Annotated in this window: 22 protein-coding genes; 9 read left to right on the forward strand and 13 right to left on the reverse strand. The window is 62.9% G+C overall.

Translation table 11 applies throughout. The annotated features are described in order from the left end of the window. Positions 1 to 13: 13 nt before the first annotated feature. The gene (locus JL2886_RS09785; protein WP_065271830.1) at positions 14 to 1,585 is read right to left on the reverse strand and encodes a phytoene desaturase family protein; all 1,572 of its coding nucleotides are present in this window, start codon (positions 1,583 to 1,585) and stop codon (positions 14 to 16) included. A 119-nt stretch (positions 1,586 to 1,704) separates the two neighbouring features. Here JL2886_RS09785 and JL2886_RS09790 point away from each other — a divergent pair, with 119 nt between their 5' ends. The 6 genes from JL2886_RS09790 to JL2886_RS09815 all read left to right on the forward strand — a co-directional run bounded on the left by JL2886_RS09790 (position 1,705) and on the right by JL2886_RS09815 (position 9,436). Beyond that, positions 1,705 to 2,496 (forward strand): cyclase family protein, encoded by a 792-nt coding sequence (locus JL2886_RS09790; protein ID WP_065271831.1) that lies wholly within the window; start codon positions 1,705 to 1,707, stop codon positions 2,494 to 2,496. Positions 2,497 to 2,502: 6 nt separating this feature from the next. Continuing rightward, entirely contained in the window at positions 2,503 to 4,062 is a 1,560-nt protein-coding gene (locus JL2886_RS09795; protein WP_065271832.1) for a phytoene desaturase family protein, read from the forward strand. Continuing rightward, positions 4,059 to 4,565 carry a MarR family winged helix-turn-helix transcriptional regulator gene (locus JL2886_RS09800; RefSeq protein ID WP_065271833.1) on the forward strand — a complete coding sequence of 169 codons (507 nt, stop codon included), beginning with the start codon at positions 4,059 to 4,061 and terminating at the stop codon, positions 4,563 to 4,565. Before JL2886_RS09795 ends, JL2886_RS09800 begins: the two co-directional genes overlap by 4 nt. A gap of 51 nt (positions 4,566 to 4,616) precedes the next feature. Next, complete coding sequence (locus JL2886_RS09805; protein ID WP_065271834.1) at positions 4,617 to 6,779, forward strand: indolepyruvate ferredoxin oxidoreductase subunit alpha; 2,163 nt, start codon at positions 4,617 to 4,619, stop codon at positions 6,777 to 6,779. Beyond that, on the forward strand, positions 6,779 to 8,323 hold the full coding sequence (locus JL2886_RS09810) for an indolepyruvate oxidoreductase subunit beta family protein (RefSeq protein WP_065271835.1): 1,545 nt from the start codon (positions 6,779 to 6,781) through the stop codon (positions 8,321 to 8,323). Before JL2886_RS09805 ends, JL2886_RS09810 begins: the two co-directional genes overlap by 1 nt. Before the next feature lie 267 nt (positions 8,324 to 8,590). After that, on the forward strand, positions 8,591 to 9,436 hold the full coding sequence (locus JL2886_RS09815) for an alpha-1,2-fucosyltransferase (RefSeq protein ID WP_065271836.1): 846 nt from the start codon (positions 8,591 to 8,593) through the stop codon (positions 9,434 to 9,436). Here the strand turns inward: JL2886_RS09815 and JL2886_RS09820 are convergent, their stop codons facing one another. Beyond that, positions 9,437 to 10,090: an RluA family pseudouridine synthase gene (locus JL2886_RS09820; protein WP_065271837.1), complete on the reverse strand. Its 654-nt coding sequence runs from the start codon at positions 10,088 to 10,090 to the stop codon at positions 9,437 to 9,439. It abuts the gene before it with no gap. 108 nt (positions 10,091 to 10,198) lie between these two features. Between JL2886_RS09820 and JL2886_RS09825 the strand changes: the two genes are divergently transcribed. Then, the gene (locus tag JL2886_RS09825; RefSeq protein ID WP_065273625.1) at positions 10,199 to 10,609 is read left to right on the forward strand and encodes a nuclear transport factor 2 family protein; all 411 of its coding nucleotides are present in this window, start codon (positions 10,199 to 10,201) and stop codon (positions 10,607 to 10,609) included. Positions 10,610 to 10,646: 37 nt separating this feature from the next. Beyond that, positions 10,647 to 11,351, forward strand: coding sequence for an SGNH/GDSL hydrolase family protein (locus JL2886_RS09830; protein WP_065271838.1), 705 nt, complete (start codon positions 10,647 to 10,649; stop codon positions 11,349 to 11,351). 12 nt (positions 11,352 to 11,363) lie between these two features. Here the strand turns inward: JL2886_RS09830 and rarD are convergent, their stop codons facing one another. The 11 genes from rarD to JL2886_RS09885 form a co-directional block, all read right to left on the reverse strand. Then, the gene (gene rarD, locus JL2886_RS09835) at positions 11,364 to 12,281 is read right to left on the reverse strand and encodes an EamA family transporter RarD (protein ID WP_065271839.1); all 918 of its coding nucleotides are present in this window, start codon (positions 12,279 to 12,281) and stop codon (positions 11,364 to 11,366) included. 154 nt (positions 12,282 to 12,435) lie between these two features. Continuing rightward, entirely contained in the window at positions 12,436 to 14,886 is a 2,451-nt protein-coding gene (locus JL2886_RS09840) for a GcvT family protein (protein ID WP_065271840.1), read from the reverse strand. Positions 14,887 to 14,991: 105 nt separating this feature from the next. Next, a complete protein-coding gene (locus JL2886_RS09845; protein WP_237028458.1) occupies positions 14,992 to 15,930 on the reverse strand; it encodes a GlxA family transcriptional regulator in 939 nt (312 codons plus the stop codon). Positions 15,931 to 16,044: 114 nt separating this feature from the next. Beyond that, positions 16,045 to 18,492, reverse strand: a complete 2,448-nt coding sequence (locus JL2886_RS09850) for a GcvT family protein (RefSeq protein WP_065271842.1) — start codon at positions 18,490 to 18,492, stop codon at positions 16,045 to 16,047. Positions 18,493 to 18,516: 24 nt separating this feature from the next. Beyond that, the gene (locus JL2886_RS09855; RefSeq protein ID WP_065271843.1) at positions 18,517 to 18,888 is read right to left on the reverse strand and encodes a GFA family protein; all 372 of its coding nucleotides are present in this window, start codon (positions 18,886 to 18,888) and stop codon (positions 18,517 to 18,519) included. After that, positions 18,885 to 19,514 (reverse strand): LysE family translocator, encoded by a 630-nt coding sequence (locus JL2886_RS09860; RefSeq protein ID WP_065271844.1) that lies wholly within the window; start codon positions 19,512 to 19,514, stop codon positions 18,885 to 18,887. Before JL2886_RS09860 ends, JL2886_RS09855 begins: the two co-directional genes overlap by 4 nt. Then, positions 19,511 to 19,783 (reverse strand): hypothetical protein, encoded by a 273-nt coding sequence (locus JL2886_RS19715; RefSeq protein WP_237028353.1) that lies wholly within the window; start codon positions 19,781 to 19,783, stop codon positions 19,511 to 19,513. Before JL2886_RS19715 ends, JL2886_RS09860 begins: the two co-directional genes overlap by 4 nt. A gap of 221 nt (positions 19,784 to 20,004) precedes the next feature. Further along, on the reverse strand, positions 20,005 to 20,574 hold the full coding sequence (locus JL2886_RS09870; RefSeq protein WP_065271846.1) for a helix-turn-helix domain-containing protein: 570 nt from the start codon (positions 20,572 to 20,574) through the stop codon (positions 20,005 to 20,007). A 99-nt stretch (positions 20,575 to 20,673) separates the two neighbouring features. Then, positions 20,674 to 21,126, reverse strand: a complete 453-nt coding sequence (locus JL2886_RS09875; protein ID WP_065271847.1) for a GAF domain-containing protein — start codon at positions 21,124 to 21,126, stop codon at positions 20,674 to 20,676. A gap of 73 nt (positions 21,127 to 21,199) precedes the next feature. Continuing rightward, positions 21,200 to 22,246 (reverse strand): alpha/beta hydrolase, encoded by a 1,047-nt coding sequence (locus JL2886_RS09880; RefSeq protein ID WP_065271848.1) that lies wholly within the window; start codon positions 22,244 to 22,246, stop codon positions 21,200 to 21,202. A gap of 162 nt (positions 22,247 to 22,408) precedes the next feature. Then, positions 22,409 to 23,581 (reverse strand): thiolase family protein, encoded by a 1,173-nt coding sequence (locus JL2886_RS09885; protein ID WP_065273626.1) that lies wholly within the window; start codon positions 23,579 to 23,581, stop codon positions 22,409 to 22,411. 97 nt (positions 23,582 to 23,678) lie between these two features. Here JL2886_RS09885 and JL2886_RS09890 point away from each other — a divergent pair, with 97 nt between their 5' ends. After that, positions 23,679 to 24,023 (forward strand): STAS domain-containing protein, encoded by a 345-nt coding sequence (locus JL2886_RS09890; RefSeq protein ID WP_065271849.1) that lies wholly within the window; start codon positions 23,679 to 23,681, stop codon positions 24,021 to 24,023. The last annotated feature ends 33 nt before the right edge of the window (positions 24,024 to 24,056 follow it).

A 24,056-nucleotide genomic window follows, 5' to 3' on the forward strand; every position in this document is an offset into this window, starting at 1 on the left:
CATGTTGTTGTGATTAGGTGCCGGCCAGTTTTTGCCCGAGGAGGTATCCCGCCCCGGCTCCGGTTCCCGCTCCGGGCCAGACAGCCGCCCCGGTGTGATAAAGATCACGGATCGGGGTGGAGCCATCCGCAAACCCGCGCAGGGGCCGGAACATGAAATGCTGGTTGAGCTGGTGACTGCCACAGACCTGATCCCCGCCCACAAGGTTGGGGTTATCGGCCTCCAGCATGGTGGGCGTCACGATATGCTGGCCAAGGATCTTTGCCCTTGTACCGGGCGCATAGGTTTCAAGGATATCGAGCGCGCGCTCTGCCATTGGCTGCGCTGCCTCTGTCCAGTCGGTGGCGGTGATCTGTCCGGCGGCATCGCCCTTGATCTGACCGGGCACCATGCGCACCTGCAACCACAGAACATGTTTGCCCTCGGGCGCGCGACTGGGGTCGATGACGGTGGGCTGACCGCAGACGATCACCGGCTCATCCGGCAACAGCCCCGCCTTGGCCTGCGCATAGGTGCGCGCCATCTGGTCAAGCTCGGGCGCCATATGCACATAGGCAAAGCGTTTCAGACCATCCCCCGCCGCCCAGTCCGGCAGATCCTCCATCGCCAGATGGATCATCATGGTCCCCGGCGCATGGGCGAATTTCTCCATCCCGCGATCATACCGTTTGTCGGGTGTGCCGCCGGTCAGCCGCAGCATCGCGGCAGGGGCGACATTAGCGATGACCGCCCGTTTTGCCTGCACCTGTGTCCCGTCCGACAACTCGATTCCCGTGGCCCGTCCGCCCGCGTGCAGAATCCGCGACACTTCGGCGCCGCAGGTTACCGATCCGCCACGCGCCTCGATCATGGCGATCATGGCCTTGATGATGCCATCGGCGCCGCCCTGCCCCAGTACCATGCCAAACGCCTGGTTCACCTGTCCTTCTAGGTAAGGAAACAGCGCACCGCCCGCGATGTCCGGGGCAAAATCCAGATGCATGCCCCAGGCCGCCAGAAGGGCACGGACCTTTGACGATTCGAATGTCTCTTCCAGCCAGCTGCGCGGCGAAGAGGCCAGAAACTGCCCCAGATCCATCAGCCCGGCAGCGCCCATCTTGCGCCAAGACTTCCAGCCTAAAGATGCAAATGCACGTTTATTGATCGGACTGCCCAGCAAAGCGAACAAAGTTTCAGCACGCTCTGGAAACGCGGCGCTCAACGCCTCCCAGGCTTTTGCATCAGCCGCATTTTCAGCTGCGATTCGCGCCACATTGGCCGCCGCATCATTGCCGATACCCAACCAGGTCTGATCCGGAAAAACCGAGGCAAAACAATCCGCCGCAGGAGCAAAACCAAGCCCGTGCCCGGCCAGTTCCTCGGCATATTTCTGATGAAAGGCGGACCCTGCAAAGAGCGACAGATTCATCGCGGCCCAGTCATGGCGAAAGCCCGGAAGCGTATATTCCCCGGTTTTTACTGCCCCGCCGGGCGTTTCGGCGCGCTCGTATACGGCCACACTCCAGCCCTTTGCCGCCAGATGCGCAGCACAGGCCAAAGAGTTGTGACCGCTTCCGATAATAACTGCGTCCGGCGCCGCTGACATGGGCAGATTCCTTTATCCTTTACATATTGATATTTGCAAATGCATGTAATTATGTCTAGCATGGATTTGTCATCGCAAAAAGCGGCACCTTCAGACCGCGCACAACACGGGAGGCGATAATGACCGCAACAACCGCATTGGACGGGCTTGGCGCCAAGCTTTTGACCGGGGAAATCGAAGTGGTGGACTGCACCGGGGTTCTGGGGCCGAACACTCCGATCCTGCAGCTGCCGGAAGATTTCGCGAAAAACACACCCAAGGTCGAAATCCACAAGATCAGCGAATACGACGAAGACGGCCCCTTCTTTGCCTGGAACTGGATGAAGCTGGGCGAACACACCGGCACCCACTTTGATGCGCCGCATCACTGGATTACCGGCAAGGATTTCGAAGAAGGCTACACCGACACGCTGGACGTGCAGCGCCTGATCGCGCCGGTGAACGTGCTCGACTTCTCCAAGGAGTGCGGCGAAGATTCCGACTTCCTGCTGACCATCGACCACGTGAAGGCCTGGGAGGCCGAGCACGGCGAGATCAAGGCCGGTGAATGGGTCGTCCTGCGCAGCGACTGGGATCAATACGCCGACGACGAGGCCAAGTTCCTCAACGCCGATGAAACCGGTCCGCACACCCCCGGACCGACCGCCGAGGTGATCCAGTATCTGGTCGACAAGGGCATCGTCGGCTGGGGCAGCCAGTGCATCGGCACCGACGCAGGCATGGCCGGTGGCATGACCCCGCCCTTCCCGGCGCATAACCTGCTGCACGCCAACAACCGCTTTGGTCTGGCCTCGCTGGCCAATCTGGACAAGCTGCCCGCAAAGGGCGCCATCCTGATTGCCGCACCGCTGAAGATCCAGCGCGGCACCGGCAGCCCGATCCGCGCGCTGGCGCTGGTCCCCAAGGGATAAGAGCAGATGGCCGCCGCCCCTCACATCATCATCGGCACCGGGATCAATTCACTGGTCGCCGCCGCGCTGTTGTCCCGCAAGGGCAAACCGGTTCTGATGCTCGAACGCTCGGACCGCATCGGAGGCTGCCTGCGCACCGATGAGATCACGCTGCCCGGGTATTCCCATGATGTGATGGCGGCGACCTTCGTCCTGTTTCTCACCTCGCCTGCCTATGCAGAACTGGCGGGCGATCTGGCGAAACATGGGCTTGAGTTCTGTCACACGGACCGCCCCACGGCGGTCCTGCGCCCCGATGGCCGCGCCACCGTACTGACCATGGACCGCGCCGCCAATATCGCTGCCTTTGACGCGCTCAGCCCCGGCGACGGGGCGCAACATGGCCGCGACGTGGGCGGCATCGAAGCCGACGCCGACTTCCTCTTTGCGCTGCTGGGCGGACCGCTCTGGTCTGCTGGCACCGCCAAACTGCTGGCAAAACAGGCGTGGAAACGGGGCCTCAACGGTCTCAAATCCTGGGTCGGCGCAGCGCTGCAACCGGCGCGCGGCTGGCTGGAAAGCTCTTATGGCTCCGAAGACCTTCAGGCGCTTTGGGCGCCTTGGGTGCTGCATTGCGGCCTCACCCCCGAAAGCACTTATTCCGGCCAGATGGGCCGCGTCATCGCCTTTGCGCTAGAGGCCGCTGGGGCGCCGGTGGTCAAAGGTGGCGCCGGGGCTGCCGCCGAAGCCTTTGAACGGCTGATCACCGCCAATGGCGGCGAGATCCGTACCGGCACCGATGTGACGCGTATCCTTACCGAAAACGGCCGCGCCACCGGCATCGAAACCGCCGACGGAGAGGTCATCCGCGGCGCCTCGGTCATCGCTTCGGTCACGCCGTCGCAACTCTATGGCCGCCTGCTGCCGCAGGAAACCGCGCCGGAGGCCGCGAAGAACTACCGCCACGGGCGCGGCAATTTCCAGCTGCACTATGCGCTGGATGCCGTTCCGGAATGGCTGAGCGAGGGGCTGGAAGATGTCGCGCTTGTCCACCTCGCAGACGGGGTCGACAGCGTTTCGAAATCCGCCAACGAGGCCGAACGCGGCATGCTGCCGGAAACGCCCACGATCTGCGTGGGCCAGCCCCACCGCATGGACCCCACCCGCTGCCCGGATGGAAAGGCGATCCTGTGGCTGCAGATCCCCGACGCCCCCCGCGTTATCAAAGGCGACGCCGCAAAAGAGATCGACAGCGGACCCGAGTGGGATGAACCGACCCGCGAAGCCTTTGCCGACCGGATCGAGGCGATCCTGTCCCGTAACATCAAGGATTTCGACAAGATCAAACTGGCCCGCCGCGCCTATTCCCCTGCCGATCTTCAGGATCTGAACATGAACCTGGTGGGCGGCGATCCCTATGGCGGATCCTGCACGCTGGACCAGTTCTTTGTCTGGCGCCCCTTCCCGCAATCGGTCAATAACGCCACCGCAGTGAAGGACCTGCATCTGATTGGGGCCGCGACCCACCCCGGACCTGGTCTGGGCGGAGGGTCCGGCTACAACCTTGCAAAAAGGATGGGCGCATGAGCACGGACGACACCACCACGGCCACGGCAGACCAACCGGAGGCGGACACACCGCTGCCCCGTCTGGGCGAAATCGGGCTGGAAAACTTCCCCCCCTACCTGATGAACCGCATCATGGGCCGCTACAACGCGTCCTTGCGCGAAGAGATGGCGGCGCTCGGCCTCAACACGGCTAAGATGCGCGCCCTCGCCGTACTGTCGGTGCTCGACGGGCTGCTGATCCGTGAACTCGCCGTCTATGCGGTGGTCGAACAATCCACGCTCAGCCGGTCGCTGGACAAGCTGGAACAGGACGAGCTGATCATCCGCCGTCCCGACCCCGACGACAGCCGCGCCACCCGGATCTTCATGGCCCCCAAGGGCCGAGAGACGCAGGAAAAGCTCTGGCCGCATATCGCCGAAGCCTATGCCCAGATGTTCACCGGCATCAGCGCCGAAGAGCAGCGTCAGTTCGTGACCACCCTGCAAACCATCCTGCGCAACGTGCGCGTACACCAGATTTAACCCGACCGTCTTCCACGACGGTCCCCCAGAACGATATCCAAGGAGGCGCCAATGGCCGAAAGGTCGTTCAAGGCAGAAGTAGAGCACCTGCGCAAAGGTGCCGGGACCAGCTTTACCGGCGAAGGCATTCTGGCCATCACAAAGGCCTTGCTGGAAAACGGAGTCGGCTATGTCGGCGGTTATCAGGGCGCGCCGATCTCGCACCTGATGGACGTGCTGGCCGATGCCGAGGACCTGCTCGGCGAACTTGGCGTGCGCTACGAGGCAAACGCCTCCGAAGCGGCAGCGGCGGCGATGCTTGCAGCCTCGGTCCATTATCCCATCCGCGGCGCGGTCACCTTCAAGGGATCGGTCGGGGTCAACGTGGCCTCGGATGCGCTGGCCAACCTCGCCTCTTCGGGCGTCACCGGCGGCGCTCTTGTGGTGGTGGGTGAGGATTACGGCGAAGGCTCCTCGATCATGCAGGAGCGGTCTTATGCCTTTGCGATGAAATCGCAGTTCTGGCTCTTGGACCCACGCCCCAACCTGCCTTCGATCGTGAAATCTGTGGGCGATGGCTTTGGCCTGTCCGAAGCGTCGAACACGCCGGTGATGCTGATGGTGCGGATCCGATCCTGCCACGTGACTGGCACCTTTGAATGCCGCGAAAACCAGCGCCCCGATCTGACCGTGCGCGATGCGCTGGCCAACCCGCAGCGGGATTTCTCCCGCGTGGTGCTGCCGCCGATGTCCTATCAGCATGAACACGACAAGATCGACAACCGCTGGCCCGCTGCCGAGAAGTACATCCTCGACAATGGTCTGAACGAACGCTTTGGCCCGAAGGAAGGCAAGGTCGGGTTGATCTGCCTGGGCGGCATGTACAACAGCGTCATCCGCGCCCTGCAACGCCTTGGCCTTGCGGATCTGTCGGGCAACACCGACGTGCCGCTTTACGTGATGAACGTGACCTACCCGCTGGTGCAAAGCGACCTTCTCGATTTCTGCGAGGACAAGGATGCCGTCCTGATGATCGAGGAAGGCCAGCCCGAGTTCATCGAACAGCAGCTTGGCGCCATGCTTTACAAGGCAGGCAGCAGCACCAAGCTTGAAGGCAAGGGCACCTTCCCCAAGGCAGGCGAATATACCGGCCAGGTGATGAAGGACGGCATCGACGATTTCCTGCGCACCTATGCCGCGCACCTGCTGCCCGGACAGGTTCTGGCCCCGAACGAACCGGCGCCCGAAATTCCCGACCTCAGCCAGACCGTGCCGATCCGCCCGCCGGGGTTCTGCACCGGCTGCCCGGAACGGCCCATCTTTGCCTCGATGAAACTGGTGGAGCAGGAGCTGGGCAAGCATCAGATCTCGGCCGATATCGGCTGCCACCTGTTTGCAGCCTTGCCGCCCTTCGAAATCGGCGGGCAGACCATGGGCTATGGCCTTGGTCCGGCCTCCAACGCGGCCTTTGACGGCGGCGGCGAGAAACGCGCGATCTCGATCCTTGGCGACGGGGGCTTCTGGCACAACGGCCTCAGCTCTTCGATCGGCAACATGGTGTTCAATAAATCGGACAGCGTCGCGATCATCGTCGACAACTACTATTCCGCAGCGACCGGCGGGCAGGACATCCCATCCAGCCGCGCCAAGAACCCCAGCAAGGCGACCAACAACCCGATCACCAAGGCGCTGGAGGGTGCTGGCGTCAAATGGATCCGGCAGATCGACCGCACCTATGATGTCACCCAGATGCGCGCCACCATCCGCGAGGCGCTGACCACCGATTACGATGGGCCAAAGGTGATCGTGGCCTCCTCGGAATGCATGCTGAACCGGCAGCGGCGGGAGAAACCCCAGCGCAATGCCGCGATCAAGGACGGTACCCGCGTCGAGGTGCCCCGCTTTGGCGTTGATGAGGATATCTGCACCGGCGATCACGCCTGTATCCGCCTGTCCGGCTGCCCCTCACTGTCGCTGAAGAAACTGGACGACCCGCTGCGCGACGATCCTGTCGCCCATATCGACCAGACCTGCGTCGGCTGCGGCAACTGCGGCGAGGTCGCTGATGCTGCGATCCTCTGCCCGTCCTTCTACGAGGCCCGCGTGGTGCACAACCCGACCGGGTTTGAACGCTGGACCGCAGGATTGCGCAACCGGATGATCTCCTGGCTGCAGAACCGCCGCGCAGCGCGACGCCTGACCTTTTCCACCGACCTGAGCGAAGGAGCCGCGTGATGTCCATCGAACTGCCAATCGCATCTGGCGGAGGCGCCACCCATCTGGACGGCGTCATCAAGGTCGCGATCCTTGCCGTGGGCGGACAGGGCGGCGGCGTCCTGACCAACTGGATCGAATCCCTGGCCCGCGCCGAAGGCTATTCCGCGCAGGCGACCAGCGTCGCGGGCGTGGCGCAGCGTACCGGCGCCACCATCTATTACATCGAAATGGCGCCTGCATCGGTGCCAACGCCTGTCTTCTCCCTCGCACCGGCGCAGGGCGACATCGACGTGATGATTGCCGCCGAAATGATGGAAGCCGGGCGCGCCATCATGCGCGGCTTTGTCACCCCGGACCGCACCACTCTGATCGCATCGACCCACCGGGCGCTGGCAGTCTCTGAGAAAATGGTGCCGGGCGACGGCATGGCCGATGCCGCCGAAGTGCGCGCCGCCGCCGAAACCGCGGCGCGGCAGCTGGTCATGGCCGATATGGAACAGGCCGCTGTCGGTGTCGGCTCAGTGATCTCCGCGTCGCTGTTCGGTGCACTGGCCGGATCCGGAGCCCTGCCGTTCAAACGTGCTGCCTTTGAAGAGGCGATCCGCGCGGGAGGTAAGGGCGTCGAGGCCAGCCTGCGTGCCTTTGCCGCCGGATATGATCTGGCCCAGGGCGGGAAAGAGGCCCCGGCTGCAGCCGCCTCCACCCCCGCCGAAGCGGCGAAACCGGCGGGATCCGCCGGAAAGCTACGGGCCTATGGCGCGCTGCTGGACCGGATCAATGCCCTGCCAGCTGCGGTCCAGGAATTGGCGCTGCCGGGCCTGCGCAAGGTGGTGGATTTTCAGGACATCGCCTATGGCGCCGAATATCTGGACCGGCTCGAAGGCATCCTGGGCCGCGACAGCGCTGACCGGGGGTATGTGCTGTCGCGCGAGGCCGCGAAATACATCGCCAATGCCATGGCCTATGACGATGTGATCCGGGTGGCAGATCTGAAAACCCGCGCCAGCCGGTTCGACCGGATCGAGGATCAGGTTGGCAGTGCTGACAAGCTGATGACCCTGACCGATTATCTGCACCCGCGCGCCGAAGAGATCGCCGGTCTGCTGCCTGCGGGGCTTGGCGCCCGGATCGAGGCCAGCCCGGTCTGGATGAAACGTCTCGACCGGCTGTTCAACAAGGGCCGCCGCATCCGCACCGACCGCTTCCGTGGCTTTGCCCTGCTTTATGTGATGGGCGGCCTGCGCGGCTGGCGCCGCAAGAGCCGCCGCCACGCGCTGGAACAGGCGCATCTGGACGACTGGTTGAACCGCGCGATCGGCTATCTGCCCAGCAGCTATGACATGGCGGTGGAAGTGCTGCGCTGTCGGCGCCTGATCAAGGGCTATTCCGACACCCACACACGGGGCCTGTCGAAATTCGACCGGGTTCTGGACGGCGCGCGACTGGTCGAAACCCGCGACGACGGTCCCGAATGGGTCGCCCGCCTGCGCGAAGCGGCGCTGCAGGACGAAAAAGGTGAAGCCTTGGACGGCGCGCTGAAGACCATCCGCAGCTTTATCTGACCCTTTAAAGACAGAACCTCCCGCGCCCAAAGGCTGCCGTGGCCGTGCCACGACAGCCTTTGCGGCCTTGGGCCCGGCGCCGCGCCTTGCGCGGCGCCGGGCCCAACGGGAGGCAGCCTTTCACCAAAAAGGCGAACGACGGGCGGGAGGACGCCCCATCGCCGGACCCGGATCGGATCATCCTGTCCCTATCGACCTTCCAATGTGGCTACGGCACCGATATGCAGGGGTATCGGATCCTCCCCTTTGCAAGGACAGACAGCCGCGATGATCACCGCCCGCCTGCACGGCCGCCTTGGCAATCAGATGTTTCAATACGCCGCCGCCCGCGCGCTGGCCGAGCGCCTTGGCGTGGCTGTCGCTCTCGATAGCCGCGAAGCGGTGCGGCGCTGCGAAGGCGTGTTGACCCGGGTCTTTGATCTCGATCTGACCGACCCCGCACCACTGCCGCCACTGAAAAAGGAAGCACCGCTGCGCTATGCCCTGTGGCGCGCCTTTGGCTCCGCTCCAACTTTCCGGCGCGAACGCGGCCTTGGCTACAACGCCGATTTTGCGACCTGGGGCGATGACAGCTATCTGCATGGCTACTGGCAAAGCGAGAAATACTTTGCCGCGATCGCCGACCGCATCCGGGCCGATTTCAGCTTCCCGGAGTTCACCAACACGCAGAACGCCGACATGGCCGCCCGTATCCAAGGTAGCAATGCCATCTCACTGCACGTGCGGCGCGGTGATTACGTGGCGCTTGCCGCCCATGTGCTTTGCGATCAAGCCTATTACGAAGCCGCCCTCGCCCGCGTTCTGGAGGGGCTGGAGGGTACGCCAACCGTATTTGTCTTCTCCGACGATCCGGACTGGGCCAAGGAAAACCTGCCCTTGCCCTGCGAAAAGGTGGTGGTGGATTTCAACGGCCCAGACACCGATTTCGAGGACATGCGGCTGATGACCCTGTGCCAGCACAATATCATCGCCAACAGTTCATTTTCCTGGTGGGCGGCCTGGCTGAACCAGAACCCGGAGAAACGCGTCACCGGCCCGGCGCAGTGGTTCGGAGATCCGAAGCTCTCCAACCCCGATATCCTGCCAGACAGCTGGCACCGGATCGACGCCTGATCAAAAGGGCGCCTTGGCCCGGAACTTCATCGACTGTTCGCTATCGGGGTGTTTGATCCGCAGCTCTTCGGAATGCAGCATCATGCGGGGGAAATCCCGCGCCGCGCCTTCAGCATACAGCGGATCGCCCAGAATGGCGTGCCCCAGCGACAGCATATGCACCCGCAACTGGTGCGACCGGCCCGTCTTGGGCGTCAGCCGCACTCGGGTCTCCCCTTCGCCGTATTTCATCACCCGCCAGTCGGTCACCGCAGGTTTACCCGTCTCATGGCAGACCATCTGGCGCGGACGGTTCGGCCAGTCGACGATCAGCGGCAGATCCACCGTGCCCGCCTTTGGCTCCAGCCGCCCGGTGACGCGGGCCACGTAGACCTTGCGCGTGCTGCGTTTCTCGAACTGCATCGACAGGTGCCGCTGCGCATGGGGCGTCAGCGCAAAGACCATCACCCCCGAGGTATCGCGGTCCAGCCGATGCACCAGCAGCGCCTCGGGAAAGGCAAGCTGCACCCGCGACAACAGGCAATCGGCGAGATGTTCACCCCGGCCCGGCACGCTCAGCAATCCCGCCGGTTTGTTTACCGCAAGGATCTGCGCATCATGATGCAGGATCTCCAGCGGGTCCTGCGGCGGGGTGTAATCGCTCGATACCGTCATGGCCGCCTGCCTACTGCCTTGCTGCCGCCGGAGCAAGTTCCCGCCACGTCCGTCTTGCCCGGCCCGCCGCCGCAAGGGCAGGATCGCATCAACAAAGGGAGAGAAACCATGCATCCAACCATCACCCGCATGCAGGAGGTCGTCGCCAAGGGCGATGAGGCGCTGATCGCAGAGCTGCTGTCCGAGGACGTGAAATTCCTGCCCCCCACCTATTGGAAAACCTGGACCGGCCGCGCGCCGGTGGCGGCGGTGCTGGGTCATGTGGGGCAAGTGTTCTCGGACTTCCGCTATCGCAGGATCATGGGAGAGGGCAACGACTGGGCGCTGGAATTCCAGTGCAAGATCGGCGAGTTCGACGCCGTGGGCGTGGATCTGATCACTCTGGGTGATGACGGGCTGATCGAGGTCTTCGAGGTGGTCATGCGCCCCTATAAATCCGTCGGCGCCCTGCGCGATGCGATGAATGCACGGGTGCAGACCGATGCGCGCTTCCTGAAATTCCGTGAGGCACTCAGCTGATTCCCTCATGTTAGAGCCACATATTGGCAGATAACCCATGATCGCAGCCGACCAGATCCTTCGCCTGCCGCTGCTCCCGCTGTTGATTGCGCAGGGGCTGCACCTCCGGCGCCGGGCCTTGCGGCTGCCTGAGCCGGAGGGAGCGCGACAGGGAACTGCGGGTTCCGGTGCGCCGCTACGGCTGCTGATTGCCGGGGACAGTTCCGCCGCCGGTGTGGGCGCTGCGCATCAGGAGCAGGCGCTTACCGGGCAACTGGTGCAGCGGCTGGCGCCCCGGTGGCAGGTTCACTGGCGCCTTGAGGCCACCACCGGGCATCGTACGGCAGATACGTTGCAGCGGCTGATGGCCCTGCCCGCGCAGCCCTTTGACGTAGCCGTACTGGCGCTGGGAGTGAACGATGTGACCGGAGCCGTTCCACAAGGGCAATTTGAACGGCAGCAACGCGATCTGGCACGGCTTCTAACGGATCGCTTTGGTGTGCAAAGAATCCTCGTCTGTGGGGTGCCACAGATGGAGTATTTCCCCGCCCTGCCGCAGCCGCTTGCCTGGGCGCTGGGGTGTCAGGCACGGCGGTTGGATTGCAGGCTTGCAGACCTCTCCGGGCAGATCGACGGGTTTCACCATCTTCCGTTTGAATTGCCCAGTGACCCGGCGCTGGCCGCCGAGGATGGCTATCACCCAAATCCGCGCGCCTATGCGCTTTGGGCGGACCGGCTGGCGAAAGAGATCGAAAACCCTTGATCAGAGCCTGAGTTAGGTAAGCTTCTGCACCTTCGGCTTGCGCCGCATCTGACGGATCAGGGGAATGGAATAGATCACCAGCGCCGCCCAGATCATCGGGAAGGCGATCATGCGGGCGTGGCCGAACTCCTCACCAAAGACAAAGACGGCGACCAGAAAGATCAGCGTCGGCGCGATATATTGCAGGATACCGATGGTCGATAGCCGCAGCAGCTTGGCACCATTGGCATAGATGATCAGCGGCACCGCCGTCACCACGCCGCACCCCATCAGCAGCAGGCTTTGCCCCCAGCTGATGCCAAAGCTGCCTGTGCCTGTCGCGGTCAGATAGGACAGATAGGCCAGCGCGGGCACCGACAGGATCAGCACCTCCAGAAGGAACCCCTGATTGGGGCCGACCGGCAACCATTTCTTGAAGAAGGCGTAAAAGCCCCAGCTGAACGTCAGACCGACAGCAGCCCAGGGCAGGCTTCCGGTTTCCACGGTCAGAACCACAACCGCGGCCGCCGCCAAGGCGATCGCCAGCATCTGAGTGCGACTCGGCCGCTCCCCCAACAAAAGGGCGCCCAATGCGACACTAAACAAGGGGTTTATGTAATATCCAAGTGCTGCATCCAGCGCGTGATCCGTGGCAATGGACCAGACATAGATGCCCCAGTTCACCGAAATCAGCACCGCCGTGATGCAGGCCATCAGCAGGGTGCGCGGGCTGCGCAGGGCCGCGCGCAGATCGCCGGTGCGGCGCAGAACGATCAGCAGCGCCCCTGCCAAAGGCACCGACCAGATCACCCGATGGGCCACCACCTCGGCCGCCGGAATGTGCGACACCGCCTTCATGTAGAGCGGCAGGAACCCCCACAGCAGATAGGCCGTAATGGCAAAGGCCAGCCCCTGAGGGGTGTCGACGTTCTCGCGCGTATGGGTGGTCATGGCAGCTCTCCTACGCGGCCTTTATGGCAGCTTTGCAGGCGAAGGGAATGCCCAAAACGCACAGGAATTGATCACGAAACAGATCACGCCGCACCATCGCCTGCATGGCTCGTCAGACCGAAGTATGACAAATTAGCCCGTATTAAAGCCTGATTCAGACCTTCACCCGCTCCGATTTCGGGTCATACATCGGTTTCAGCGAAGCCTCTGCCTGCACCCGGATGCCCATCACGTCGATCTCGTAGGACGAGGCCAGAACCTCGGCAGCGCTTTCCCCTTCACACGGCACATAGCCCATGCCGATGGCAGCACCCAACGTATGACCATAGGCACCCGAAGAGAGATAGCCGACGATCTCTCCATCGCGCAGCAGGGGTTCGTTGTGATAAAGCAGCGGTTCAGGGTCAGTCAGGCGGAATTGCAGCATCCGGGCCTTTGGGCCGCTCTCCTTGCGCGCGGCAACGGCCGCCTTGCCGATGAAATCAGGTTTGTTCAGATCCACTGCGAATCCCAGCCCCGCGTCGATCACGTGATCCTCGCAGGTGATGTCATGGCCGAAGTGGCGAAAGCCCTTCTCGATCCGGCAGCTGTCCATCATATGCATGCCGCAGAGCTTCAGATCCATGTCCCGCCCGGCATCCTGCAGCACCTCGAAAACGTGCCCTGCCATATCGGACGAAACATAGAGCTCCCAGCCGAGTTCGCCGACGTAAGAGACCCGATGCGCACGGGCCAGCCCCATGCCGATCTCGATCTCCTGCGCGGTGCCAAAAGGGTTCACCGCGTTGCTGAAATCATTGGGAGAGACCTTCTGCAGCAACTCGCGCGAGCGTGGCCCCATGACCGCCAGGACGCCCTCCCCCGCGGTCACATCGGTAATGGTCACGCGGTAATCCCCGACCAGCCGCCGCATGCGGGTCTCATCCGCCAGCCGGGTCAGGGCAGGCGTCACAACCAAGTATACAGTCTCTGACAGGCGTGTGACTGTCACATCCGCCTCGATTCCACCGCGGCTGTTCAGGAACTGGGTATAGACGATCTTGCCCACAGGGGCAGACATGTTCGCGCCGCAGATATGGTTCAGGAAGCTTTCCGCATCCGGTCCTTCCACACGGATTTTCCCGAAGGAGGACATATCGTACATGCCAACGTTTTCGCGCACCGCACGGTGTTCAGCGGCGGAGTTCTGGAACCAGTTCTGCCGCTTCCAGCTATAGCGGTATTCCCGTTCCTGCCCCGCCTCGGCAAACCAGTTGGCGCGCTCCCAGCCCGCCAGTTCGCCAAAGACAGCGCCCGCCTCAGTCAGTTGGTGATGGAAAGGAGAGCGCCGCACCCCGCGCGCGGTTGCCTTTTGCCGATAGGGGAAGTGATCCGCATAAAGCAGGCCCAGCGTTTCCTTGGAGCGTTCGAACAGGTAGTGTTTGTTGCCCTGAAAGGGATGCATGCGGGTGATATCCACATCGCCCAGATCAAAGGGCTTCTCTCCATCCTGCATCCATTGCGCCAGCGCCATGCCCGCACCGCCCGCCGACTGGATCCCGATCGAATTGAACCCCGCAGCGACCCAGACGTTGTCCATCTCGGGCGCCAGTCCCAGGTGATAGGCATCGTCGGGCGTAAAGCTTTCGGGCCCGTTGAAGAAGGTATGAATCCCGGCATCGGTCAGCATCGGCATCCGGTTGCAGGCGGCCTCCAGGATGGGCTCGAAGTGATCGAAATCCTCGGGCAGCTGGTCGAATTCGAAACTGTCGGGAATGCCCTTCATCCCCCAGGGTTTCGCCTTGGGTTCAAAGGCGCCCAGCATGATCTTGCCCGCATCTTCCTTGTAATAAGCGCATTCATCCGGCACCCGCAGCACCGGCATCTGGCTGAGCCCTTGGATCGGTTCCGAGACGATGTAGAAATGCTCGCAGGCGTGCAGCGGCACGTTGACGCCCGCCATGCGGCCCACTTCATGCCCCCACATGCCAGCGCAGTTCACCACCATGTCACAGGCGATATGCCCCGTATCAGAGCCTGAATCGGACACCCAGTCCACTCCCATCACCCGCCGTCCTTCGCGGGCAATGCCGGTGACCTTGATCCTCTCCTTGACCAGCGCACCGCGCTGGCGGGCACCCTTGGCCAGGGCGAGCGCGATATTCCCCGGATCCGCCTGACCGTCGGTCGGCAGCCAGACACCACCGGTGACGCCATCGAGGTTGATATGGTCGTAGCGCGCTTTCACTTCTGCCGGGGAGAGCTCCTCGACCGGCACGCCAAAAGCCCGCGCCATGGCGGCATTTCGGTACAGCTCCTCCAGCCGTTCATCGGTCAGCGCGACCGAGATTGACCCCACCTGCCGCATACCGGTGGCAACGCCGGTTTCTTCCTCCAGCCCAAGGTACAGATCGGCGGAATAGCGCGCCAGCTTCGTCATGTTGGAGGATGCCCGCAGCTGCCCGATCAGCCCGGCCGCATGCCATGTGGTGCCAGAGGTCAGCTGTTTGCGCTCCAGCAGGACCACATCCTGCCAGCCGAGTTTCGTCAGGTGATAGGCCACCGAACAGCCCACCACGCCGCCGCCGATGATGACCACGCGGGCCGACTTTGGAAGATCGCTCATCTCATGCTCTCCGAACCGATTTACGGATCAGAGTGGCACAGACTTACGTCAGAAAATGCATCAAAAACGTCAAACGCGGGAACGTCTTATCCCCGGCCCGTTTTTTCAAACCGGCCTTGGCGCCCCAGAATGCGCACTGTGGGCGGTTTCAGACTCCGGGCGGGTGCGGCGCTGTTTGCGCAGGGCAAAGGGGGTGATCCCGAAAACGGATTTGTAGAGCGAGGAAAACCCGTTGGGAAACCCGCAGGCAAGGCCAATCTCACGCACGCTGAGCGTGGTGTTCAGCAGCAGGTTGTTCGCCTTGCTGAGCCGCATTTCCCGATAGAACCCGTTGGGCGTGGTTCCGAAAAACGTCCGGAACTTGCGCTCCAACGAGCGGTTGGACAGGCCCAGTTCGGTGACGATACTGCGGATCGGCATCGGCTCCTCGATATTGGTCTGCATCAGGCGGATGCAATCGTCCAGATCCCGGTCGCCCGATGTGGTCGGCGCATGACCCGCAAAGGGTTGCAGCGAGGCGAAATCGCGGATGTGGTCGTGCAGCAGGATATTGGCCACCGTGACCTGCGCCGCCGCCGAGGTCAGCTGCCCGACCAGGGCCAGAACCACATCGGTGGTGGCGCCCATCCCGGCGCAGGTCACCACCGGACCGTCCTGACGGGCCAGCGCATGGGCACCAAGATCCAGCCCAAGCTGTTCACGCAGCAGGTCCGAGTTCTCCCAATGGGTGGTGTGCGCCCCCGCCCCGCCGGACTGGCTGCGGATATGGCGGGCGGCGGCTTCGGCCAGCAGATAGACCTGCGCGCCGCGGCTGGTGTAGCTCTGGACCACCCGGCCCAGCGACAGGCCCGGATGCGCCGGATCGGAATTGCCAAGGACAAAGGCAAAATCGGCCTCTGGCTTCGCGGCGAAACACTGGGTTTCGACACTCAACCCCGACCGGCAGGTGATCTGCCCGCCAGAGGCAGAGCGCACCGTCCAGTCGAACAGAGGGCGCGCCAGCACCCGGTTGGCAATGCGCAGCGTGTCGGTGACTGCGGCCATTTCCGTCAGTACGAACCCATCGCAGACCAGAATGTCGAAATGCCAGCCTTGCGAGGCCTCTTTCAGATCCGAACCCTTCTGATCCACTCCGTGTACCCTCATTCAAACAGGACGTTAGGCCCGCAGGCGCGCGTTTTCCGGATCCCAGAGCGGTTCATCCTTCTGGACCACGGCCCGGTGCATTTGTCCGTAGATCTCCACCTCCAACTCGGTGCCGGGCGTGGCCAGATCACTGCGCACCATGCCCAGCGCGACAGAGGCGCCGACGCGGTATCCCCAATCGCCCGAGGTGGTCTCGCCCACGATCTCGCCATCCTTCCAGATGCAGGACATATAGGGCGCGTCCGCCTCACCCGCCTCGACAATCAGAGTGACAAACCGTTTGGCCGGGCCATCCTGCGCCTCTGCCGCCAGTACCGCCTTGCCGGGGAAATCATGCGGCTTGTTCAGTCGAATGAACCGGTCGAGGCCCCCTTCGATGGCCGAATAGTCAGTGGAGAGGTCGCCCTTCCACGCGCGGTACCCCTTCTCGATCCGCAGGGAATTCAACGCGTACATGCCAAAGGGTTTCGCGCCTGCCTCCAGAACCGCCTCATAAAGCGCGGGAATATCATCTGGCGCGGCGTGGATTTCCCAGCCCAACTCCCCGGCAAAGGACACCCGCGCCAACCCGCAGTCGCGCCCGGAAACCCGCGCGCTCTGCACTGAAAGCCACGGCAGCGACAGATCCGCCTCGGTCCCGATGACGGTGAAGATCTCGCGCGCGGCGGGGCCAGTGACGATCAGGGTCGAGAAATCTTTCGTCCGGTCGCTGAGGGTGATCCATTCCGGCAGGTCATGGGCGAGCACATCGTAATCGTGCCATTGCGCCGTGGCGGCGGTGATCAGCATATAGTGATCCTCGCCGTGCCACATCACGCTCATCTCGGTCAGGATACGGCCGCGGGGATCGGTGAAATAGGCCAGCCCCATACGCCCCGGTCCGGGCAGGCCGCCGGTGATCTTGCCCAAGAGCCAGTCGCGCGCGCCGGGTCCCTTGACCTCGAACCGGGAAAATCCGGGCAGATCGAGCACACCACAATGATCGCGCACCGCCTCGCATTCCTCGCGGATGCGCGCCTCCCAGGGACCGGAACGGCCCCAGGTCCGGGTGGCTTCCTCGGAGGTGTCATCGCCGTCTTTCGCGAACCAGTTGGCACGCTCCCAGCCGTTATAGGCGCCCATTTGACCGCCCAGCGCCTTGACCCGCTCATGAACCGGCGACAGTTTCCGGTCGCGTCCGGCAGGCCATTCGTGGCGCGGGAAGTGCATGGCGTATTCGTGGCCGTAGACCTCCATTCCCTTGTCGACGCAGTACTGGTGGTCGGTGTAATCGGTGTAGCGGCGCGGATCGCAGGACCACATGTCCCATTCGGTCTGCCCATCGACAATCCATTCCGCCAGCACCTTGCCCGCGCCGCCGCCCTGCGCGATGCCAAAGGTAAAGACGCAGGCCTCAAAGGCGTTCTTCACGCCCGGCATGGGGCCAAGCAGCGGCAGCCCGTCGGGTGCATAGGGGATCGGCCCGTTGATTACACGGGACACGCCCGAGGTCGCCAGCGCAGGCACCCGCTCCATGGCGTCGGTGACGATTTCCTCGATCCGGTCCAAATCGTCGTTCCACAGCTGAAAGGAGAAATCCTCGGGCATGGGATCGGCGTCGGTATCCCAATGGGCGCGGCAGTTCGGCTCATAGGGGCCAAGGTTGAAACCATGTTTTTCCTGCCGCAGGTAGTAGGAAACATCCACATCGCGCAGGAGCGGCAGTTTCTTACCGGTCTCCTTGGTATGGGCCTCGATCTCGGGGATTTCCTCGGAGAGAAGGTATTGGTGGCTCATCACCATCATCGGCACGGTGCGCCCGCCGTAAGGTTTGAACCATTCCCCCACCCGCTGCGCGTAATAGCCCGCCGCATTCACCACGTAATCGCAAGCGATGTCGCCCTTGTCGGTGTGAACGATCCAGCCATCGTCTGTCTGCGTGACGCCTGTCGCCGGGCAGAACCGCAGGATCTTGGCGCCCAGATCGCGCGCGCCCTTGGCCAGGGCCTGCGTCACCTGCGCCGGGTCGATGTCACCGTCATTGGGATCATACAGAGCGCCCGCCAGATCGTGGGTTTCCAGGAAGGGATAGCGCGCCTTAGCCTCTTCCGGAGTCAGGATCTCCATCCCCATGCCCTGATAACGGCCCATGGCGGCGGCACGCTCGAACTCCTGCATGCGTTCCTTGGTGTGCGCCAGACGGATTGATCCGGTCTGGTGATAGTTCATTGGGTAGTCGACCTCTTCGCCGAGGCGAGCATAAAGCTCGGTCGAGTAGCGCTGCATGTTCATGATCGACCAGGAGGTCGAAAAGGTCGGCACATTGCCTGCCGCGTGCCAGGTCGATCCCGCGGTCAGCTCATTCTTTTCCAGCAGCACGCAATCGCTCCAGCCGCGTTTGGCCAGATGATACAGTGACGAGCAGCCGACAACGCCGCCGCCAATGATGACCACGCGGGCCTTTGATGGAAAATCAGACATATCCGCTCCCTGTTGCTGCGGGTGTTATGGTTTCTGCGGCAGCCCGTCGGCGATCTCGTAGTAATCGCCCTTGCTGGCGCAAAAGATGTGCTTTTCGATCTTCAGCCCGCTGGGGTCCTCGACCGCGCCAAGGGCAAAGCTGATCGTGTCCTCGTCATGGGCCTTCCAGAACAGAAAGGAGCCACAGCGCACGCAAAAGCCTCGTTCGGCGCCCACGCTGGCCGCGTACCAGCTGACCGGGCCGTGAAGGATCAACTCGGTTTCCGGCACATAGGCCGAAGCCCAGACACCGCCCGATTGCTTGCGGCACTGGCTGCAATGGCACATCGACGGTCCTTGCGGCGCGGCGGCGGTTTCAAAGCGGATATCACCGCACAGGCAGGATCCCCGGATCATTGCACGCCCTCCAACTGCGGTGTGCTGCTGGCCCCCAGTAGCACGCCATAGACGATGAAGCAGACCGCCAGCAGGCGGCGGATCCAGACGTTGAACACCGCCTTCAGCGCCGCCTTGCCCATCAACACACCCAATAGGGTGAACCCCGTATAGCTGAGCGTCGTCAGCACCAGTGCCGTGGGCATGATCACCGACATCTGCTCCCAGATCGGCACACCGGGCTGCACGAACTGGGAAAAGGCGGCAAGGTATCCGGCAACGCTTTTGGGGTTGATCGTGGCGACCGCCAGCGCGTGCAGGTAAACATGGCGTGCAGGGCGTTCCACTGCGGGCGTAGGGCGCGTTGCGTTGATCCAGCCACGCACGCCCAGAAAGATCAGAAAGCCCGCCCCGATCACCTTGGCCACGAAGAACCCGGTGGGCGAGGCCGCGATCAGCGCCGTCACCCCCAGCGCCGACAGGATCAGAAAGGCGCTGGCCTGCGTCAGGATCGCCAGCACCCCCAGCATCGCCTTGGGCAGGCCCAGCGTCATGCCGTTCGAAATGCAATTCACTGCATTGGGGCCGGGCGTGGTGACAAAGACCACCCAGAACAGGGCAAACAGGGTCCAGGCTTCAAAACTCATAATGTGTCCTCTTCCTGCGCCGCCGTCACGTGCGCTACAAATGCCGTCACCAGATCAGGATCGTTTTCCGAGACGATCTCCCACCACATGGCCCTTGCCTCTTTTGGCACCTGATCCATGTGGATGCGCGCAACCGCGTTGAGCAGAGCGTCGGGGATCTTGTAGCCGGACTTCAGTTCAATCTTGCGCCGCGACTTGCTGCCCCACTCATAGGCGATCCGAAACTTCTCTTCGGCTCGGTCCATATCTCCCGCACGTAGGCTCGCCACCGCATATCCTATGAACAAGCGGGCATCACTCGGCTTTCTTGGCTGTCCAATTCTCCAGTGCACCGCCAACCCGTGTTCACTTAGCCAACACGCCTTGTCAGTTCGCTCCGGCGTTGTCAGCCCATTGACGCAAGAACTCGAAGCCAGTGACGTAACCATTCCAAAGATCCAGAACACCAAAAATCCCGCAACCAGAATTGATATGAAGGCGCCTTTGCTCATCAATAAACGGGCGGGGCAATGACCCAGACCGCCACGGCGGGCGCGTCATAGGGGTTGGCCCATTGGTAGGGTTCGTGGCGGATGCGGAAACTGTCACCGGGACCGACGGTAAAGGCATGCCCGCCGATCACCAGATCCAGCTGCCCCGAGATCATGTAGCCAACCTCTTGCGTGGGGCGGTTGGCCGGGGTCTGCATGCGGGACTGCGGTGCAAAGGTGGAATGCACCATCTCGAAATCATCGGTCAGATCCGGCGACAGCAGCTCCTCGATCAGACCTTCTTCGCCCGATCCCATCGGGCGGCGGGCACCTGCGCGCACCACATAGCCCTGTTCGTCCGCAGGCACGTTGGAATGGGCAAACAGCATGGACATGGGCACGCCCAGACATTGCGCGATCTGGCGCAGATCGGAAATCGACGGTTCGGACAGGTCCCGCTCAACCTGGCTGAGCCAGCCCACCGACCGGTTCAGCCGCGCCGCGATATCGGACAGCGTTAGCCCGCGCGCCTTGCGCAGGGCGCGAATATCCGCGCCAAGGGTCGCTGTCTGCGGGGATAGATCACTCAATGCCGGTTCCGCTTCGTGAAAAAATAAACCTCTTTTTCACGCTGCCTCACATTGCGTGAAATTTCAAAGCATTTTTTCACGAAAGCCGCAGAAAGCCTGTCAGGCGGCAAAGACCTGTTTGAGGATGGTTCCCAGCTGATCCGCATCTTCCTGGGTGAAGGCATCGGGCTGGTCGCTGTCGATGTCAAAGACGCCGATCACCTCGCCCGCCTTGTTCCAGACAGGCAGCACCAGTTCAGACCTGGTGGAGGAGGCACAGGCGATATGGCCGGGGAAGGCCTCGACATCCGGCACCAGCTGCACTTCTCCGCTGCGCGCCGCCGCGCCGCAAACGCCGCGCGAGAACGGGATCTGCAGACAGCCGTGTCCGCCCTGGTAGGGGCCGATTTTCAGCAGCTCGGGCGCCACCACGCGATAAAACCCGGTCCAGTCAAACCGGTCATCGCTGTGATGCACCTCGCAGGCGACGGTGGCCATCAGGGCGACCTCATCGGTTTCGCCCTCGGTCAGGGCGGCGATGGTCTTTGCCAAAGTGGTGTAATCGAGGCTCATCTGGTCGGCTCCCGGGTCTGTCTGTTCTGGTGCTGCTGTATCCCGCGCGGGCGCAGCCGACGCAAGGCCCCCTTCACGCGGCGGTGTTCAGCGCGCCCCGCAACCACTCTGCGGCATCGAATATGGCTTCATCCGCCTGCGGGATCACCTTGGTCAGGTTCAGGAAGCCGTGGATCTGCCCCGGATACTGCTTCACCGTGACGGGCACGCCTGCCTTCTCCAGTGCTGCCGCATAGGACAGGCCATCGTCCCACAGGGGATCATGCCCCGCCACCAGCACGAATCCCTGCGGCTGCCCGGCCAGATGGGTCGACATCAGCGGCGATATCTCGGGCGCCAGACGGTCCTGACCTTGGGGAATATACTGATCCATGTACCACTGCATCCGCGGCAGCGACAGCAGCGGGTGATCCTGCAAGGCCTGCACCGAGGCCGAGGTGAGCCGCGCATCCACAGCCGGATAGATCAAGAGCTGCGCCCGGGGCAGAGGTTTGCCCGCCTCGGACAGGCTGTGCATCAGGCTGGCCGTCAGATTCGCCCCCGCGCTGTCGCCCCCGACAGCAATGCGCGCCGGATCGATGCCAAGATCCTCCGCCCGCTCTAGCAAGGCCAGATAGGCGGCCAGCACATCCTGCGCCGCCGCCGGAAAGGGATGTTTCGGTGCCAAACGGTAGCTGACTGAAACCACCCGCACCCCGGCCCGCGCCGCCAGTTTCGCACAGAGCGCATCATGGGTGTCGATACTGCCCTGTATCCAGCCACCACCATGCAGGTAGATCAGCGTCGGAAAGCTCTGCGCCCCGTCGCATCCGCCGGGGACATAGACACGCGCAGGCCGGGGACCATCGCCGCCCGGCAGGGTCATATCGTTTCGCGTAACCGGTTCCCGGCAGGGGGCATCGAATTTTTCCACAAAACCGGCCAGTTGCACTCGGCTTTCCTGGACCGTCGGCTGGGCTGCGGGATCGCGCACCAGACCAACCAGATCCGCAACCGCCTGCGCCTTGGGGTTGGCCTGCCGCCCATCGACCACAGGCAAGGCCCCGCCATAAAGCAGGCGCACCGCGCTCTCGGGCAGCAGCACCCGCAGCAAGGCCCAGATCAACTTCACTTTCTTCATTGGAAATCCCCCGCACTGAAATCACCTGCACCCCGCCAGAATTCACGGCGGAGACAGGGCTACTCTGCGGAGGAGAGGGCAACCGCGCAAGCCACGGCAGGCTGCAGGCACATAAAAGGGCAGAGAGGTCGCCCCCTCTGCCCTTCACTCACTGATCCGCGATTAGACCCGTTCGATAGCGATGGCGGTGCCTTCGCCGCCACCGATGCAGATCGCCGCAACACCGCGTTTCAGCCCGCGTTTTTCCAGCGCATTCAGCAGCGTCACCATGATCCGCGCACCGGAGGCACCGATCGGGTGACCCAGCGCGCAGGCGCCGCCGTTCACATTCACCTTGTCGCGGGAAATGCCCAGCTCGTGCATGAAGGCCATGGGCACGACCGCAAAAGCCTCGTTCACTTCCCACAGATCCACATCCTCGACCGACCAGCCGATCTGTTTCAGCAGTTTCTGGGCCGCCGGAACCGGTGCGGTGGTGAACCATCCTGGTGCCTGCGCGTGGCTGGCGTGGCCCATGATCCGCGCCCGCACCGTCAGACCCTTTGCTTCTGCCGCCTCTTCCGAGGCCAGCACCAGCGCCGCCGCCCCGTCCGAAATCGACGAGGCATTCGCTGCGGTCACAGTGCCATCCTTGCGGAAGGCCGGTTTCAGGTTCGGAATCTTTTCCGGGCGGGCCGACTGGGGTTGCTCATCGGTGGTAATGACCTGTTCACCACTGCGGGTGTGCAGCGTGACCGAGGTGATCTCATCCGCAAAAGCACCGGTGCGTTCGGCGTCGAGCGCGTTCGACAACGAGGCCAGCGCGTATTGATCCTGCGCTTCGCGGGTGAACTGGAACTTCTCGGCGCAATCCTCGGCGAAGGTGCCCATCAGGCGCCCCTTGTCATAGGCATCCTCCAGACCATCGAGGAACATGTGGTCGATGACCTGCCCGTGACCGATCCGCGCACCCCCGCGCATCTTGGGCAACAGATAGGGCGCATTGCTCATGCTCTCCATACCGCCCGCGATCATCGTGTCGGTGTGACCAAGAGCGATCTGATCAAAGGCAATCATCGCCGCCTTCATGCCCGATCCGCACATCTTGTTGAGCGTCGTGGCCGGGACCTCTTCGCCCAGACCGCCTGCAAAACCAGCTTGCCGCGCGGGCGCCTGCCCCTGCCCCGCGGGCAGAACGCAGCCCATCAGAACCTCATCGACGGTGTCGGTTCCGGCCCCGGCGAGCGCTGCCTTGATCGCGGCGCCACCCAGTTCGGCAGCAGTCACGCCATCGAAAACGCCCTGGAACCCACCCATGGGGGTGCGCGCCGCTCCGGCAATTACAACGTGTTTCATGAAATTTTCCTCCAATCGTCGAAATTATCCATACAGAATGCTAAGGTTTGAGGTCTAGAGTCAGTGTGAAGTACAGAGAGACCCTCGGGGAACAAACATGAGCTTATCCAGTACGGTAACGGACGGTGCGCAGATCGTCACAGTGAATGCGGAGCGGATCGACGCGGCCATCGCGATTCGGTTCAAGGAAGACATGCGCTCTGCCACCGAAAGCGGACCCGACCGCGTGATCCTGGACCTGTCCGAGGTCCAGTTCATCGATTCCAGCGGTCTTGGCGCCATTGTCGCAGCCATGAAACAGCTTGGCAGCGGTCGCCGCCTTGATCTGGCTGGCCCGACCCCGATGGTGGAAAAGGTTTTCCGCCTCACCCGGATGGACACGATTTTCGATCTATATGGCTCGCTGACCGAAGCGATGTCTGAACCCAAAGTCGGCACGTGATTCCGTATATGATCCTCCGCGCAAAGCGAGAAA

It is taken from the genome of Phaeobacter gallaeciensis (genome assembly GCF_001678945.1).
GTDB classification, from domain to species: Bacteria; Pseudomonadota; Alphaproteobacteria; order Rhodobacterales; family Rhodobacteraceae; genus Phycobacter; species Phycobacter gallaeciensis_A.